Annotated in this window: 17 protein-coding genes; 8 read left to right on the top strand and 9 right to left on the bottom strand. The window is 68.5% G+C overall.

What is annotated here, in order from left to right; translation table 11 throughout:
* Window positions 1–56: 56 nt before the first annotated feature.
* Window positions 57–905 (bottom strand): helix-turn-helix domain-containing protein, encoded by an 849-nt coding sequence (locus tag AC1DJH_RS08490; RefSeq protein WP_478185378.1) that lies wholly within the window; start codon window positions 903–905, stop codon window positions 57–59.
* A gap of 176 nt (window positions 906–1,081) precedes the next feature.
* Here AC1DJH_RS08490 and AC1DJH_RS08485 point away from each other — a divergent pair, with 176 nt between their 5' ends.
* Complete coding sequence (locus tag AC1DJH_RS08485; protein WP_478185377.1) at window positions 1,082–2,275, top strand: PLP-dependent transferase; 1,194 nt, start codon at window positions 1,082–1,084, stop codon at window positions 2,273–2,275.
* A 113-nt stretch (window positions 2,276–2,388) separates the two neighbouring features.
* Complete coding sequence (locus AC1DJH_RS08480; protein WP_435438625.1) at window positions 2,389–2,592, top strand: hypothetical protein; 204 nt, start codon at window positions 2,389–2,391, stop codon at window positions 2,590–2,592.
* Window positions 2,593–2,669: 77 nt separating this feature from the next.
* On the opposite strand, the gene AC1DJH_RS08475 is transcribed toward AC1DJH_RS08480, so the two are convergent.
* Complete coding sequence (locus AC1DJH_RS08475) at window positions 2,670–3,305, bottom strand: arylesterase (RefSeq protein WP_478185376.1); 636 nt, start codon at window positions 3,303–3,305, stop codon at window positions 2,670–2,672.
* 36 nt (window positions 3,306–3,341) lie between these two features.
* On the opposite strand from AC1DJH_RS08475, the gene AC1DJH_RS08470 reads away from it, so the two are divergent.
* The 4 genes from AC1DJH_RS08470 to rlmB are packed head-to-tail and all read left to right on the top strand — an operon-like array spanning window position 3,342 to window position 6,352.
* Window positions 3,342–4,052 carry an ABC transporter ATP-binding protein gene (locus AC1DJH_RS08470; RefSeq protein WP_435438627.1) on the top strand — a complete coding sequence of 237 codons (711 nt, stop codon included), beginning with the start codon at window positions 3,342–3,344 and terminating at the stop codon, window positions 4,050–4,052.
* A gap of 51 nt (window positions 4,053–4,103) precedes the next feature.
* Window positions 4,104–4,598 carry a hypothetical protein gene (locus AC1DJH_RS08465; RefSeq protein ID WP_478185375.1) on the top strand — a complete coding sequence of 165 codons (495 nt, stop codon included), beginning with the start codon at window positions 4,104–4,106 and terminating at the stop codon, window positions 4,596–4,598.
* Window positions 4,599–4,602: 4 nt separating this feature from the next.
* A complete protein-coding gene (locus AC1DJH_RS08460) occupies window positions 4,603–5,583 on the top strand; it encodes a hypothetical protein (RefSeq protein ID WP_478185374.1) in 981 nt (326 codons plus the stop codon).
* Between the two features lie 22 nt (window positions 5,584–5,605).
* The gene (gene rlmB / locus AC1DJH_RS08455; protein WP_435438630.1) at window positions 5,606–6,352 is read left to right on the top strand and encodes a 23S rRNA (guanosine(2251)-2'-O)-methyltransferase RlmB; all 747 of its coding nucleotides are present in this window, start codon (window positions 5,606–5,608) and stop codon (window positions 6,350–6,352) included.
* 9 nt (window positions 6,353–6,361) lie between these two features.
* Here the strand turns inward: rlmB and AC1DJH_RS08450 are convergent, their stop codons facing one another.
* From AC1DJH_RS08450 to AC1DJH_RS08440, 3 genes are all read right to left on the bottom strand, one after another.
* A complete protein-coding gene (locus tag AC1DJH_RS08450) occupies window positions 6,362–7,498 on the bottom strand; it encodes an NAD(P)/FAD-dependent oxidoreductase (protein WP_478185373.1) in 1,137 nt (378 codons plus the stop codon).
* Between the two features lie 164 nt (window positions 7,499–7,662).
* Entirely contained in the window at window positions 7,663–7,833 is a 171-nt protein-coding gene (locus AC1DJH_RS08445) for a hypothetical protein (RefSeq protein ID WP_177206563.1), read from the bottom strand.
* Between the two features lie 93 nt (window positions 7,834–7,926).
* Window positions 7,927–8,517 carry a helix-turn-helix domain-containing protein gene (locus tag AC1DJH_RS08440; protein ID WP_478185372.1) on the bottom strand — a complete coding sequence of 197 codons (591 nt, stop codon included), beginning with the start codon at window positions 8,515–8,517 and terminating at the stop codon, window positions 7,927–7,929.
* Between the two features lie 69 nt (window positions 8,518–8,586).
* On the opposite strand from AC1DJH_RS08440, the gene AC1DJH_RS08435 reads away from it, so the two are divergent.
* Window positions 8,587–9,108 (top strand): N-acetyltransferase family protein, encoded by a 522-nt coding sequence (locus AC1DJH_RS08435; protein WP_478185371.1) that lies wholly within the window; start codon window positions 8,587–8,589, stop codon window positions 9,106–9,108.
* 4 nt (window positions 9,109–9,112) lie between these two features.
* Here AC1DJH_RS08435 and AC1DJH_RS08430 read toward each other — a convergent pair whose 3' ends face one another.
* From AC1DJH_RS08430 to AC1DJH_RS08415, 4 genes are read right to left on the bottom strand one after another with little or no spacing between them, the layout of a single operon-like run.
* Window positions 9,113–9,589, bottom strand: a complete 477-nt coding sequence (locus tag AC1DJH_RS08430; RefSeq protein WP_435438634.1) for a DUF3237 domain-containing protein — start codon at window positions 9,587–9,589, stop codon at window positions 9,113–9,115.
* A gap of 13 nt (window positions 9,590–9,602) precedes the next feature.
* Window positions 9,603–10,571, bottom strand: a complete 969-nt coding sequence (locus tag AC1DJH_RS08425) for an aldo/keto reductase (protein ID WP_478185370.1) — start codon at window positions 10,569–10,571, stop codon at window positions 9,603–9,605.
* 43 nt (window positions 10,572–10,614) lie between these two features.
* Complete coding sequence (locus AC1DJH_RS08420) at window positions 10,615–11,214, bottom strand: chromate transporter (protein ID WP_435438636.1); 600 nt, start codon at window positions 11,212–11,214, stop codon at window positions 10,615–10,617.
* A 58-nt stretch (window positions 11,215–11,272) separates the two neighbouring features.
* On the bottom strand, window positions 11,273–11,878 hold the full coding sequence (locus AC1DJH_RS08415; protein ID WP_472114765.1) for a chromate transporter: 606 nt from the start codon (window positions 11,876–11,878) through the stop codon (window positions 11,273–11,275).
* An 85-nt stretch (window positions 11,879–11,963) separates the two neighbouring features.
* Here AC1DJH_RS08415 and AC1DJH_RS08410 point away from each other — a divergent pair, with 85 nt between their 5' ends.
* The gene (locus AC1DJH_RS08410; protein ID WP_472114767.1) at window positions 11,964–12,890 is read left to right on the top strand and encodes a YihY/virulence factor BrkB family protein; all 927 of its coding nucleotides are present in this window, start codon (window positions 11,964–11,966) and stop codon (window positions 12,888–12,890) included.
* The last annotated feature ends 2 nt before the right edge of the window (window positions 12,891–12,892 follow it).

The following is a 12,892-nucleotide window of genomic DNA, read 5'->3' as shown; positions in this document are numbered from 1 at the left end:
TTCTGGCTCCCGCCGTTCTTCAGGTCTTGGACAAATTTGACCTGTTCGCACGCGCTTCAGATGCGCACATGCCGCGAGGTCCTCGGCGCCGCGCGCCGGTACGCCTGGGGCGACATGCCGGCAATCGCCAGGAAGTCGCGGCTGAAGTGCGCCTGGTCGCTGTAGCCGGCCTGCAGCGCGAGGTCGACCCAGGGCAGGGCGGGGTTCATGGCGGACAGCGCGAGCACGCGGTCGAAGCGCAGCATGCGTGCGTACTGCTTGGGCGCCAGGCCTGTCATGCCGCGAAAGAGGGCGATGAAGCGCCGGTGGCTGTAGCCACTGTGCTTCACCAGCGCGCCGATGGCGCCGGCTTGCGCGGCGTCGCCATGGGCGCCGGCGCTCGACAGGCTGGACAGGGCGTGCGCCACCGCGGGGTGCAGGCCATGCATCGCGCGGGCGGCAAGGCGTGCCGTCAGCAGGGCTTCGACGATCGCGAGTTGCCGCGCGGGAGCGCCTGCGCCGTGCAGTTGCTCCAGTGCGAAGCCTGCGTCCGCGCCCCAGAGCGCGTCGAGCGGCGTATGGGCATCGGCCAGCGCGTCTTCCGGCGCGCCGAGCAGCGCCCGGGCCGCGCCTGGCTGCAGCATGACGCCGACCGAGCGCGTCTCGAGCGACACATCGCGCACGAAGAATGCGCAGCGCGTTCCGCCCACCATCGCGTGGCCCACCGTGAAGCCGTGCGCATCGGCGTCGTCGCGAAACAGGCGCAGCGGCGGCCCGCCGAGCCGAAACACGAGGTGCATGCCGCCGGTCGGCAGCACATGCTCGCGCGCACCCGGCCGCCGTGCGGGCGCACCGTCGGGTGCCGAGGCCCACAGCAGCCGCACGAAGGGCCGCAGGTGGGCAAGAGGGGGACGCGTCAGCTGCATGCCGAAGGCTTCTCCTGAGGGGCGTGCTGTCGCCCGATGGCACATTGTGCGGCGCAACCGCGACAAGCCCGCCCTTCACATCGCCTCGTTGCCGATGCGCTTGAAGCTCGCAACCCGCAAGACCTGTTCGAACTGAGGGGCGCGTGGGTGCTCTCCAGTGACGCTAGCATTGCCGCATGAGCAAGCCCTCCACGACCCTGATCCACCACCCCTACACCCCGCCCGCCACCTTCGCCGCGCCGCAGCCCGGCGTGTTCAAGGCATCCACCGTGTTCTTCGCCGATGTGGCCGCGATGCGTGCGCGCGACTGGAAGACCAAGGCCGGCTACACCTACGGCCTGCACGGCACGCCCACCACCTTCACGCTCGAAGAGCGCCTGGCCACGCTCGAAGGCGGCACCGAATGCCTGCTCGTGCCCAGCGGGCTGGCCGCCATCACGCTGGTGGCCTTCGCTTTCCTGAAGACAGGCGACGAGGTGCTCATTCCCGACAACGCCTACGGCCCCAACAAGGCGCTGGCCACCGGCGAGCTGGCCAACTTCGGCATCACGCACCGCATGTACGACGCGATGAACCCGGCCGACCTTGCGGCCAAGCTGTCGCACCGCACGCGGCTGGTGTGGGTCGAAGCGGCGGGTTCGGTGACGATGGAGTTCCCCGACCTGCCCGCGCTGGTGAACATCTGCCGTGCGCGCGGCGTCATGACCGCGCTCGACAACACGTGGGGCGCCGGCCTGGCCTTCGCGCCCTTCGATTTCAATGGCACGGGGCAGGGCGTCGACATCTCGGTGCACGCGCTCACCAAGTACCCGAGCGGCGGCGGCGATGTGCTGATGGGCAGCGTGATCACGCGCGACGAGCGCCTGCACCGCGCGCTCAAGCTCACGCACATGCGCATGGGCTTCGGCATCGGCGTGGGCGACGTCGAGACGCTGCTGCGCTCGCTGCCCAGCATCTCGCTGCGCTACGCGGCGCACGACCGCGCCGCGCGCGAACTGGCCGGCTGGCTCAACGGCTGCGATGAAATCGCGCAGGTGCTGCACCCGGCGCTCGAGGACTCGCCGGGCCATGTCCACTGGCGCGCGCTGTGTGGCGAGACCGACCTGGCCGCCGGCCTGTTCTCGGTGGTGTTCGACGAGCGCTACAGCACCGAGCAGGTCGACCGCTTCTGCGACAGCCTGCGGCTGTTCCGCCTCGGCTACTCCTGGGGCGGCCCGATCAGCCTCGTGGTGCCCTACGACATCGGCCTGATGCGCGACGCGAGCGTGGCGCGCTGGCCCCACAAGGGCACGCTGGTTCGCTTCTCGGTCGGACTGGAGGACGTGGGGGATCTGCGCGCCGATCTGCAGCAGGCGCTGGCCAGGATGTAAAAGATCGCTTCCGCTCCTTGAGGCCCGCCTTGGGTACCGTCTCGGGACTGCACCGTTATCGCTTACAGTAGGCCACGCGCAGTCACCCTGACTGCCTCGCCCAAGGAGAAGCAGTGGCAACACCCAATTACGGCTACGAGAAGCGCCAGAAAGAACTGGCCAAGAGAAAAAAGAAGGAAGAAAAGCTCCGGGAAAAGGCGAATCGCAAACTCTCGCCGAGCAGCGACGGTCTGGCCCCCGGAGACCCGGAAACCGATGTGGCCTCGCTCGAACGCGATGCACCCACGGTGCCCGAGTTGCCCACCAAGAACGGTTGATCCGTTCCTGGCGTACCGATCGAGAAGCCGCCGCCGGCCTGCGCCTGCGGCGGCTTTTTATTTGGTGCGGCGGTTTCTTATTTCGGCAGCAGCTTGCGCAGCTCGGGCCACACGTTGTCCAGCAGCTGCGGCTGCGCCGCCGCCGTGGGGTGGATGCGGTCAGCCTGGAACAACGACATCGCATCGGGCGCATCGGCCACGCCCTTGAGCAGGAAGGGCACGAGCGCCGACTTCGTTGCGCTCGCCACCTTGGAGAACACCGCCTCGAAGCGCCGCGTGTAGTCGCCGCCGTAGTTGGGTGGCACCTGGATGCCGACGATCAGCACCTTCGCCCCCGCGGCCTGCGCGGCCTTGGCGATCTGCAGCAGGTTGCTTTCCGTGTCCGACAGCGGCAGGCCGCGCAAGGCGTCGTTGGCACCGAGCTCGACCACCACATGGCTGGGCTTGTGCTGCGCGAGCAGCGATGGAAAACGCGCCCGCCCGCCCGAACTCGTGTCGCCGCTGATGCTGGCGTTGACCACGGTCGCCGCAACCTTCTGTTGCGCAAGCCTTTTCTCCAGCAAGGGTACCCAGCCTTCGCCGCGTTTCAGGCCGTACTCTGCGCTGAGCGAATCGCCCAGCACCAGGATCACCGGCTTGCCTGCCGCTGTCGAAACCTGGGCCTGCGCCGCGGTCGCCCATAGCCCCGCATTGCCGAGCGCGGCGGTGGTCAAGATAAAGTCACGTCGATTCAAAACCAAAGCCTTTCCATGTCCCAACCCCCGTCTGATGCCATTGTTGCCGTCGAGCATGTCTTCAAGTCCGTCACCGACTCGACCGGTACGCTGGACATTCTGCAGGACATCGATTTCACCCTCGGAGCGAGGGAAACCGCCGCCATCGTCGGTGCTTCAGGCTCCGGCAAGAGCACCTTGCTGTCGATCATCGCCGGGCTGGACACGCCCACGCGTGGGACGGTGCGCATTGCCGGCGAGGACATCTTCGCCATCGACGAGGACGAGCGCGCCGCGGTGCGCGCCCAGCGCGTGGGCTTCGTGTTCCAGAGCTTCCAGCTGCTCGGCAACCTGAGTGCCCTGGAGAACGTGATGCTCCCCCTGGAGCTTGCCAACCGCAAGGATGCACGCAAGGCCGCCACCGAGATGCTGGGCCGGGTCGGCCTCGGCCAGCGGCTGGGCCACTATCCGAAGGTGCTGTCCGGCGGCGAGCAGCAGCGCGTGGCACTGGCCCGCGCCTTCGTGGTGCAGCCGGCGCTGCTGCTGGCCGACGAACCCACCGGCAGCCTCGACTTCGCCACCGGCGAGCAGGTCATGCGGCTGATGTTCGACCTGAACCGCGAACTCGGCACCACGCTCGTGCTGGTCACGCACGACCGGGGCATCGCGGCCCGCTGCGAACGCCGCATCACCATCGAGGCCGGGCGCGTCGCGATTAATGAAAAAGCTGCCGTAGCGCCCGTCTGACAAGCGCGATAAGCTATTAAATAAATAGCAAAGAACATTCGAGGAGACCGCATGGAAGAACTTCCCCCCGACGCCGTCGACGCACTGCAGAGCGGAAGGCTGATCCAGGCCATCAAGATCGTGCGCGACCGCACGGGCATGGACCTCAGGTCGGCCAAGGAAGCGGTCGAACGCCATGCCGCACGCATGGAAGCGGGGGACGAAGAAAACGCTGGCGGGCGCAGCGCCCCCGCCGTCGCCATGCAGGACCGCGGCTTCGCGTCGATGCCGTCGTCCGCGCTCAAGGCCCTGGCGCAGGGCAACAAGGTCGAGGCCGTCCGCCTCACGCGCGAAGCCACCGGCCTGGGCCTGGCCGCGTCCAAGCGGCTGGTCGAGAAGCACGACGACCCGGCGGCCGGCGGCTTCGGCCCGATGCCGACGGCCATGCCCCCTCGTCCGATGGACGAGCCGGGGCGAGTGCAGGGCAGCGGCTACAAGTGGCTGCCGGTGGTGATCGTCGTGCTGGCGGCGCTCATGGCGTGGCTGTATTTCGGGCGAGACCTCTGAGCCGATGATCGTTCCGCAGCATTGGGCCGAAGGCCGCATCCAGGCGCGTGTCGACGGCAAGCAGATCACCGTGCGCCGCCATGGCTGGTCCGACGAGAGCCCGCTGGCCGCGCAGGCCCACGCGGACCAGCGCACGCGCGAAGCGTTCGAACGCATCGCCAGGGGCGAAAAGCTCGATCGCCGCGAGCGCAAGCGGGCCTACAACGGCGCCGACGGCGTGCCGATCCGCGAAGAGATCGTCGAGCGCCAGGGCGACACCGTCGTCACGCGCAACACCTACGGCGCACGCTGTCTCAACACGCCCGACGTGATGTTCGTCGACATCGACTTCGAGCAGCCGTTGCGCGGCAGCCTGTTTCTCTTTGCGCTGGTGCCGGCGCTGATGGCCGGTGTGGTCGGCGGCTGGGCCGCCAAGACCTGGCTGGGCGGGCTGATCGCATTCTTCGTGGTCTTCGCCGTGGCCTGGGTCATCGGCAAGCGCAAGAAGCGCGGCGAGCCCAGCGGCAACCCCACGCCCGAGAAGCTGGCGGCCGAGCGCATCGGGCGCTTCATGCACCAGCATCCCGACTGGCACCTGCGCGTCTACCGCACGCCCGGGGGCTTTCGCCTGCTGGCCATGCACGATGTGTTCAATGCCGCGGACATCGCCGTGGCCGACTGCTTCCATGCACTGGGGGTGGACAAGGTCTACGCGCGCATGTGCCGCAACCAGAACTGCTTTCGCGCCCGCCTGAGCGCCAAGCCCTGGCGCATCGGCATCGACGAGCACGTGCGGCCGCGCCGGGGCGTGTGGCCGGTGTCGCCCGACCGTCTGGCCGAGCGCGACGCCTGGATCGCGCGCTACGAGAAGGCCGCCGAAGGCCACGCCGCCTGCCAGTACCTGGAGAGCGTGGGCAAGCTCGAAAGCGTGCATCCGAGCGCGCGGGCGGTGCAGGAACTGCACGACGAGCGCACCCGGGCGCTCAGCGGCCTGCCGATCGCCTGAGGGTAGGGATAATCAGGGGTATATGTCTTCTCCCAAAGTGATCTTCGGCTTCCATGCCGTGGGCGTGCGCATCAAGACCGCGCCCAAGTCGGTGCTCGAAGTGATGTTCGACACCAGCCGGCGCGATGCGCGCATGAAACAGTTCATTGCGCGTGCGCAGGACGCCGGCGTGCGGCTGGTCGAGGCCGACGGCCTTCGGCTGTCCAAGCTCAGCGGCAGCCATGGCCACCAGGGCGTGGTGGCGCGCGTGGAGCCCGTCGCGCAGATCCATTCGCTCGACGAACTGCTCGAAGGCCTCGAAGCGGCCGGCACCGTGCCCTTGCTGCTGGTGCTCGACGGCGTGACCGACCCGCACAACCTCGGCGCCTGCCTGCGCGTGGCAGACGGCTCCGGTGCCCATGCGGTCATCGCGCCCAAGGACCATGCGGCCGGCATCAACGCCACCGTGGCCAAGGTGGCGAGCGGCGCGGCCGAGACCGTGCCGTACTTCATGGTCACCAACCTCGCACGCACGCTCAACGAGCTGAAGGAACGCAACATCTGGTGCGTGGGCACCAGCGACGATGCACCGGGCACCATCTACCAGAGCGACTTCAAGCGGCCGCTGGCGCTGGTGCTGGGCGCCGAAGGCGAGGGCATGCGCCAGCTCACGCGCAAGACCTGCGACGAGCTGGTGAGCATTCCGATGGCCGGCGCGGTCGAGAGCCTGAACGTCTCGGTGGCCAGCGGCGTGTGCCTCTACGAGGCCATGCGCCAGCGCGGCGCCTGATCGCCCGCCTCAGCGCCTGGGCAGCGCTGCACCCTTGCGGTGGAAGTAGACGAGTTCCGCCATGCGCCGCATCTGCGGCGTGCCCAGCAGGCGGTTGAACAGCCAGTCGCTCTGGAAGTGGTCGAAGGCCCAGCGCAGCGTGCGCTTGAGCCTAAAGCCTGGGTAGCCGCGCACGAACCACGTGGCGGGGTCGCCGACCTCGCCGCGCACGAAGCGCGCCACCGCCTTGCCCGCGCCTTCGCCGTGCTGCAGCGCGGTGTGGATGCCGCCCGCCGTCACCGGCGACACCATGCCGGCCGCATCGCCCACCAGCAACGCCCGTTCCCGCGCGACCACCGGCAGCACGCCGCCGCAGGGGATCATTCCGGCGCGCACCGCGACGGGCGGGGCCTCTCCGGGCGAGACCACGGAGGCGATCTTGCGCAGCAGCGGGTCGAGCTTCAGCGCGCTGGCGTCGCCCGCCGCGTGGCGCCCCATGCGCCGTGCCAGGCCGATCTGGCTGACACCCACGCCGTCCAGCGCCCAGCCGATGTAGCCCGGTGCAAGTTTCCGGTCGACAAAGCAATGCAGCAGGTCGGGCGCCATGCGGGCGCCCTGGTACTCATGCTCGACGCCGTACAGGAAGTGCTTGTTGCGCGACAGGCCGAGTGCCTTGGCCACGCGCGAATGCGGTCCGTCCGCGCCCACGAGGTAGGTGGCCGTGATGCAGGGGCCTTGCGTCACTGGCACTTCCCAGCGGCCGTCGATCCACAGCGCCTGCTCGAACAGCGTGCCCAGGCGCACGTCCACACCACAGGCCCGCACCGAATCGACCATCCAGTCGAGCAGGCAGGGCGCGTCGGTGGCCCAGAACCAGTAGCCGGGCGCGTGCAGGTCGACATGGCGCATGTCGGGTGCGTAGAGCCGCACGCCGTCGATGCGGCGCACGAGCGCGGGCGGCACTTCAGCCAGCCAGGGCACGCTGTCCACGGCGTCCTTGACGATGATGCCGGTGGTGTGCAGCTTGGCGCCAGCGCAGGTCTTCTTCTCCAGCACCATCACGCTGAGCCCGGCCAGGGCCGCGGCCCGCGCGCACGCGAGGCCCGCAAAGCTCGCGCCCACGACAAGCAGGTCGACCTTGAGGTTGCCTATGCCGTGGCCAGCCACAGGTGAAAAGGCCGGCTCGGGTGCAGTGGATGAGAAAGCGAGAGGGGAGAAAAGACTGGAAGAGGTGTGCATGGCAGCCAACGGTTTCGACGCGCACCGCGTTCCTGCAGTGCGCCATCGAAGTTAGCTGCCGCCTGTGCGCGCGGCGTGAAGCCTGTGTGAACTCAGGACGGGTCCTTGCCGCGCGTGCGGCCGACCGCACTGAAGATGCCGATGCCGAGCAGGATCACCGCACCGATGCCGATGTAGAGCGTGGGCACGCCGGCCACGGAGGCGCCCCAGATGAGGCCCCCCAGGAAAATCACGAAACCGATCATGTAGAGCGCGAAAGACATGGTCGTTCCTCCAGAAGCTGAGATGCCATGCAGTATCCCGACCCGGGCCGCGCCCCGCACCGGCGTGTGCCGCCTGTGCATGTGGGAGCCTGCCTACTCTGGGCTGGCCACCAGCAGGTAGCGGCAGCCGCTGCGGCCGAGCGCCTTGAACACCAGCGGCCGGTCGACGCCGAAGTCCAGGCAATCGCCGGGGGCGAGTTCGAAACGATCGTCGCCATAGTCCACGCGCAGTGCGCCTTCGAGCATCCACAGGCATTGCCGGTACGGCTTGCCGCTCCAGCGCGGATAGCCAACCTGCGCCGAGCGCGGCAGCTCGACCTCGACCAGCTCGACGCCGCTGCCTGCCTGGCGCTCGGCGACCTGCCTGCGCAGGTAGCCGGCCTCGGGGTCGCGCCACACATCTTGCGCGGCGCGCTTTCGCAATCGCTGCGGTTGCGCCTTGTCTGCCGTCAGCAAATGCGCCAGCGGCACGCCGAGCCCCGCGGCCAGCCGGCCCAGCAGCACGGCCGTGGGGCTGCTTTGCGCGCGCTCCACCTTCGAAATCATCGCCTTGCTCACGCCCGAACGCTCGGCCAGCTCGGCGAGGCTCAGCGCTTGCGCCTGCCGCAGCGCCAGCAGGCGGGTGGCAATGAGCGCGTCGATGTTCTCGCCGGGCGGGGCGCTGGGGGATGAATCGTTTCTCATATGAGATTATTATTCTCCTATATTGAACGGTCTCCAGTGACCCGAGTGAAACTTCCACCGAGGACTCCCATGCGTCTCATCCCCTGCACCGAAGAAGCGCACGCCGCGGCGATTCTTGCCATCCTGAACGACGCCATCGTCACCTCCACCGCGCTGTACGACTACAAGCCGCGCACGAGCGAGAACATGGTTGCGTGGTTCGCCGCCAAGCGCTCCGGCGGCTTCCCGGTGATCGGCGCCGTGGACGACGACGGCAAGCTGCTGGGCTTCGCGAGCTACGGCGCGTTCCGCGCCTTTCCCGCCTACAAGTACACGGTGGAGCACTCGGTGTACGTCGACAGCGCCCACCGCGGCGAGGGCCTGGGCCGCACGCTGATGGAGGCCATCGTTGCCGAAGCGATCGCGCGCGACGTGCACGTGATGGTCGGCGCCATCGACGCGGCCAACGCCGGCAGCATCGCGCTGCACGAGCGTCTGGGCTTCGAGCACTCCGGCACGGTGCGCCAGGCCGGTTTCAAGTTCGGCCGCTGGCTGGACGTGGCGTTCTACCAGCGCATCCTGGCGACACCGCTGAACCCGGTCGACGGTTGAACGGCTACACCAGCGCGTAGAAGCGCATCACCACCTCGGCGGGATGGCGCGCGCCGGCACCCACGAACATGCGTTCGTTGATCCACTTCAGCGACGGCGAGGCGGTCTCGAAGCGCGGGCTGCAGCGAAAGTAGACCTGCGACGCGTCCACAGGCTCGCCGCGCAGCAGCTTGCCCATGACCTCCGGCGACGCCGCACGCACTGCGTGGTTCTGCACGTAGACGAGGTCGCCCGCATCCGTCTCCAGGCCGTAGCGCGCGTCGAGCTCCGAGAGCGTGTCGCTCACGATCAGCTGGAAGTCGCTTCCGCCGGGCAGCACGCGCGCCCGCCACCCGTGGCCGACGGCCTCGCCCCCCGTGATCGGCACGATGCGGCGCAGTCCGCGCGGGCTGTTGCCCAGCACCTGCGGCACGCCCACCTCGACGCGCAGGTCGGCGAAGTGCTCGAGCGCGGGCGCCGCGATGGAATCGAACACGCTCATTGCCGGGGCACCGTCAGGCGGCGGCGGTCTCGGCGCTGGCGCGGTCGAGCATCTCGATGGTGCCGGCGTCCAGCTTCAGCTGCGTGGCCACCACCAGTTCTTCGAGCTGCGCGATCGAGGTCGCGCTGGCAATGGGCGCCGTCACGCCCGGGCGCGCGATCTGCCATGCGATGGCGACCTGGCCCGGCTTGGCGTTGTACTGCTGGGCCACCTTGTCCAGCGCGTCGAGGATGCGCAGGCCGCGCTCGTTGAGGTATTTCTTGGTGGTGTTGGCGCCGCGCGCGCTCTTGGCGGCATCGGCCTCGGTGCGGTACTTGCCGGTCAGGAAGCCGGCAGCCAGCGCATAGAAGTTGATCACGCCCACTTCGCGCTTCACGCACAGCGGCTCCAGTGCGTCTTCGAACACCGCGCGGTCGTACAGGTTGTACAGCGGCTGCAGGCTCTCGTAGCGGGCGATGCCCAGGCGCTCGGACACGTCCAGTGCCTCTTTGAGCCGCGGCGCGGTGTAGTTCGACGCGCCGATGGCGCGCACCTTGCCTTCCTTGATCAGTTCGTCGAAGGCGCCCAGCGAGTCTTCGAGCGGCGTGTTGGCGTCGTCGTCGTGCGACTGGTACAGGTCGATGTGGTCCGTCTGCAGGCGCCGCAGCGAGGCTTCGACGGCTTCGCGGATGTACGCAGGCGACAGGCCCACCTTGCCTTCGCCCATCGGCTTGCCGACCTTGGTGGCCAGCACCACGCGGTTGCGCTTGCCGCTCTGCTTGAGCCACTTGCCGATGATGGTTTCCGATTCGCCGCCCGTGTGGCCCGGCACCCAGCTCGAATACACGTCGGCGGTGTCGACGAAGTTGAAGCCCGCGTCCACCCAGGCGTCGAGCAGCTTGAACGAGGCTGCCTCGTCGACGGTCCAGCCGAACACGTTGCCGCCGAAGGCGAGCGGAGAAACCAGGAGACCGGAGCGGCCGAGCGGGCGAAGTTGCGACATGTCGAAGTGTTCCTGAAGAAGGGAAGGGAAAAAGGTTGAACGGTCAGACGAAGCCCACGGCGCCCAGCACCGCACCGGCGCCGAGCAGCCAGAGCAGGTGGATGCGCGTGCGCCAGACGATAAGCGCAGCCACGCCGCTGAGCGCCCACAGGTGCCAGGCAGGCGCATTGCCAGCATGGTTACCCGCGGACAGCACCCAGCCGGTGGCGACCAGCAGGCCCACGACCACGGGGGCCATGCCCTGCTTGAAGGCGCGCACTTCGCGCCGGGTGCGGTTGCGGTGTCCCCAGCGTGTGGCGAAGTAGGTGAGGGTGGTGCTGGGCAGCATGATGCCGACCATGGTGACCATCAGGCCGAAGAAGCCGAGCACCCAGGCGCCGGGCCCGGCGCCGATGCCGCCGCCCGCGTTGAGCCCGACGTTCCATCCCATCAGCGCCACGAACAGCACGTTGGGCCCGGGCGCGGCCTGCGCGATGGCCACCGACGAGCTGAACTGCGCATCGGTCAGCCAGCCGTGCTGGGCCACGAGGTAGCGGTGCATGTCGGGCACCGTGGTGATGGCGCCGCTGATCGACAGCAGCGACAGCAGCATGTACTGCCCGAAGAGCGCCAGCCAGTCGTGCCAGTGCATCGCAATGGTCATCGCAAAACCTCCGCCTTCGGCTGCGGCGCGAGCTTGCTTGGGGCGGCCCGGCGCGCGCTCATGGGCCGATCTTCTTCCAGGTCCACACGCAAGCGACTCCGCCCACCACCAGCAGCACCCAGCCCAGCGGAACCTTGAACACCGCGATGGCCAGGAACACCAGTGTCATGAACGCGAGGCAGGTGGCAAAGCCCAGCGGGTGCTTGCGCAGTTGCGGCACCAGCTTGATGCCGGTGGCGGCAATCAGCCCGCCCGACACCGCACCCATGCCGCGCAGCGCAGCAGCGACCTGCGGGTTGCCGGCGTAGTGGGCATAGAGCACCGCCAGCGCGAGGATCACGACCAGCGGAATGGTCAGCATGCCCGCCACGGCGGCCAGCGCACCGCGCAGGCCGAAGTAGCGGTCGCCGATCATCAGGGCGAGGTTGATCACGTTGGGGCCGGGCATCACCTGGGCCACGGCCCAGTCTTCGAGGAACTGCTCGGGTGTGAGCCATTTCTTCTTCTCGACCATCTCGCGCTGCACGATGGCCAGCACCCCGCCGAAGCCCTGAAGCGCCAGCCAGGTGAACGAAACGAACAGGTCGCGCGGCGACTGCGGATGGGCGACGGCCGGTTCGGCGGGCGGTGCCGCCGTGCCGGATGCTGGGGGAGACGGATGCATGTGGAGCGATTATCGTTGGCAGGCTTTCAACACGCCGGGCATCGCACTGACAGGATGCCGGACGCCGCCCGGCGGACACTTACCCATGATCATGCAACTGCGCGCACTCTTCGACCTCTGCAAGCGAGCCTTCAATTCGTGGTCGAACGACTACGCCCCGAGCATGGGCGCCGCGCTGGCGTACTACACGGTGTTTTCCATCGCGCCGCTGCTGCTGATCGTGATTGCCGTGGCGGGGCTGGTGTTCGGACAGGAGGCGGCGCGGGGCGAGATCTTCGCGCAGCTCTCGGGGCTGATGGGCGCGCAAGGCGCCGCGGCGGTGCAAGGCATGCTGCAGGCGGTGAACAAGCCGGCCGAGGGCATCTTCGCCACGGTGATCGGCATCGGCCTGCTGGTGGTGGGCGCGACCACGGTGTTCGGCGAACTGCAGGACGCGCTCGACCGCATCTGGCGCGCGCCGGCGCGCGCCAAGAGCGGGGGGCTGTTCAACATGCTGCGCGTGCGGCTGCTGTCCTTCAGCATGATCATGGGCATCGGCTTCCTGCTCATGGTGTCGCTGGTGGCGAGCGCCGCGCTCGCGGCCCTGGGCAAGTGGTGGTCGCCGATGTTCGGCGCCTGGGAGAGCACGGCGCAGGTGGTCAACTTCGTCTTCAGCTTCGCGATGGTGACCGTGATCTTCGCGATGATCTACAAGATCATGCCGCGCGCCCGGGTGCAATGGCGCGACGTGTGGGTGGGCGCGGCTGTGACGGCGCTGCTGTTCACCGTGGGCAAGCACCTCATCGGGCTGTACATCGGCAAGAGCAGCGTGGCGTCGGGCTACGGTGCGGCGGGCTCGCTGGTGGTGGTGCTGGTGTGGGTGTACTACTCGGCGCAGATTTTCCTGCTCGGCGCGGAGTTCACCTGGGTCTATGCACGCACCTACGGCTCCATGAAGAACCTGAAGGGCGTGGGCGAGCTCAATCCGTCGCCCACGCGCGACGCGCCGCTGCCGGCCCGCCCCGGCGCCTGAGG

Source organism: Variovorax sp. 10N412 (assembly GCF_056394985.1).
The sequence above is the reverse complement of the archived record's forward strand: the minus strand, read 5'-3'. Positions and strand labels throughout refer to the sequence as shown.

Excerpts from the sequence above, each read along its gene's own strand:
- AC1DJH_RS08490 (WP_478185378.1), bottom strand. The coding sequence starts at position 905 with ATGCAGCTGACGCGTCCCCCTCTTGCCCACCTGCGGCCCTTCGTGCGG.
- AC1DJH_RS08485 (WP_478185377.1), top strand. The coding sequence starts at position 1,082 with ATGAGCAAGCCCTCCACGACCCTGATCCACCACCCCTACACCCCGCCC.
- AC1DJH_RS08470 (WP_435438627.1), top strand. The coding sequence starts at position 3,342 with ATGTCCCAACCCCCGTCTGATGCCATTGTTGCCGTCGAGCATGTCTTC.
- AC1DJH_RS08465 (WP_478185375.1), top strand. The coding sequence starts at position 4,104 with ATGGAAGAACTTCCCCCCGACGCCGTCGACGCACTGCAGAGCGGAAGG.
- AC1DJH_RS08460 (WP_478185374.1), top strand. The coding sequence starts at position 4,603 with ATGATCGTTCCGCAGCATTGGGCCGAAGGCCGCATCCAGGCGCGTGTC.
- rlmB (WP_435438630.1), top strand. The coding sequence starts at position 5,606 with ATGTCTTCTCCCAAAGTGATCTTCGGCTTCCATGCCGTGGGCGTGCGC.
- AC1DJH_RS08445 (WP_177206563.1), bottom strand. The coding sequence starts at position 7,833 with ATGTCTTTCGCGCTCTACATGATCGGTTTCGTGATTTTCCTGGGGGGC.
- AC1DJH_RS08440 (WP_478185372.1), bottom strand. The coding sequence starts at position 8,517 with ATGAGAAACGATTCATCCCCCAGCGCCCCGCCCGGCGAGAACATCGAC.
- AC1DJH_RS08435 (WP_478185371.1), top strand. The coding sequence starts at position 8,587 with ATGCGTCTCATCCCCTGCACCGAAGAAGCGCACGCCGCGGCGATTCTT.
- AC1DJH_RS08430 (WP_435438634.1), bottom strand. The coding sequence starts at position 9,589 with ATGAGCGTGTTCGATTCCATCGCGGCGCCCGCGCTCGAGCACTTCGCC.
- AC1DJH_RS08425 (WP_478185370.1), bottom strand. The coding sequence starts at position 10,571 with ATGTCGCAACTTCGCCCGCTCGGCCGCTCCGGTCTCCTGGTTTCTCCG.
- AC1DJH_RS08420 (WP_435438636.1), bottom strand. The coding sequence starts at position 11,214 with ATGACCATTGCGATGCACTGGCACGACTGGCTGGCGCTCTTCGGGCAG.
- AC1DJH_RS08415 (WP_472114765.1), bottom strand. The coding sequence starts at position 11,878 with ATGCATCCGTCTCCCCCAGCATCCGGCACGGCGGCACCGCCCGCCGAA.
- AC1DJH_RS08410 (WP_472114767.1), top strand. The coding sequence starts at position 11,964 with ATGATCATGCAACTGCGCGCACTCTTCGACCTCTGCAAGCGAGCCTTC.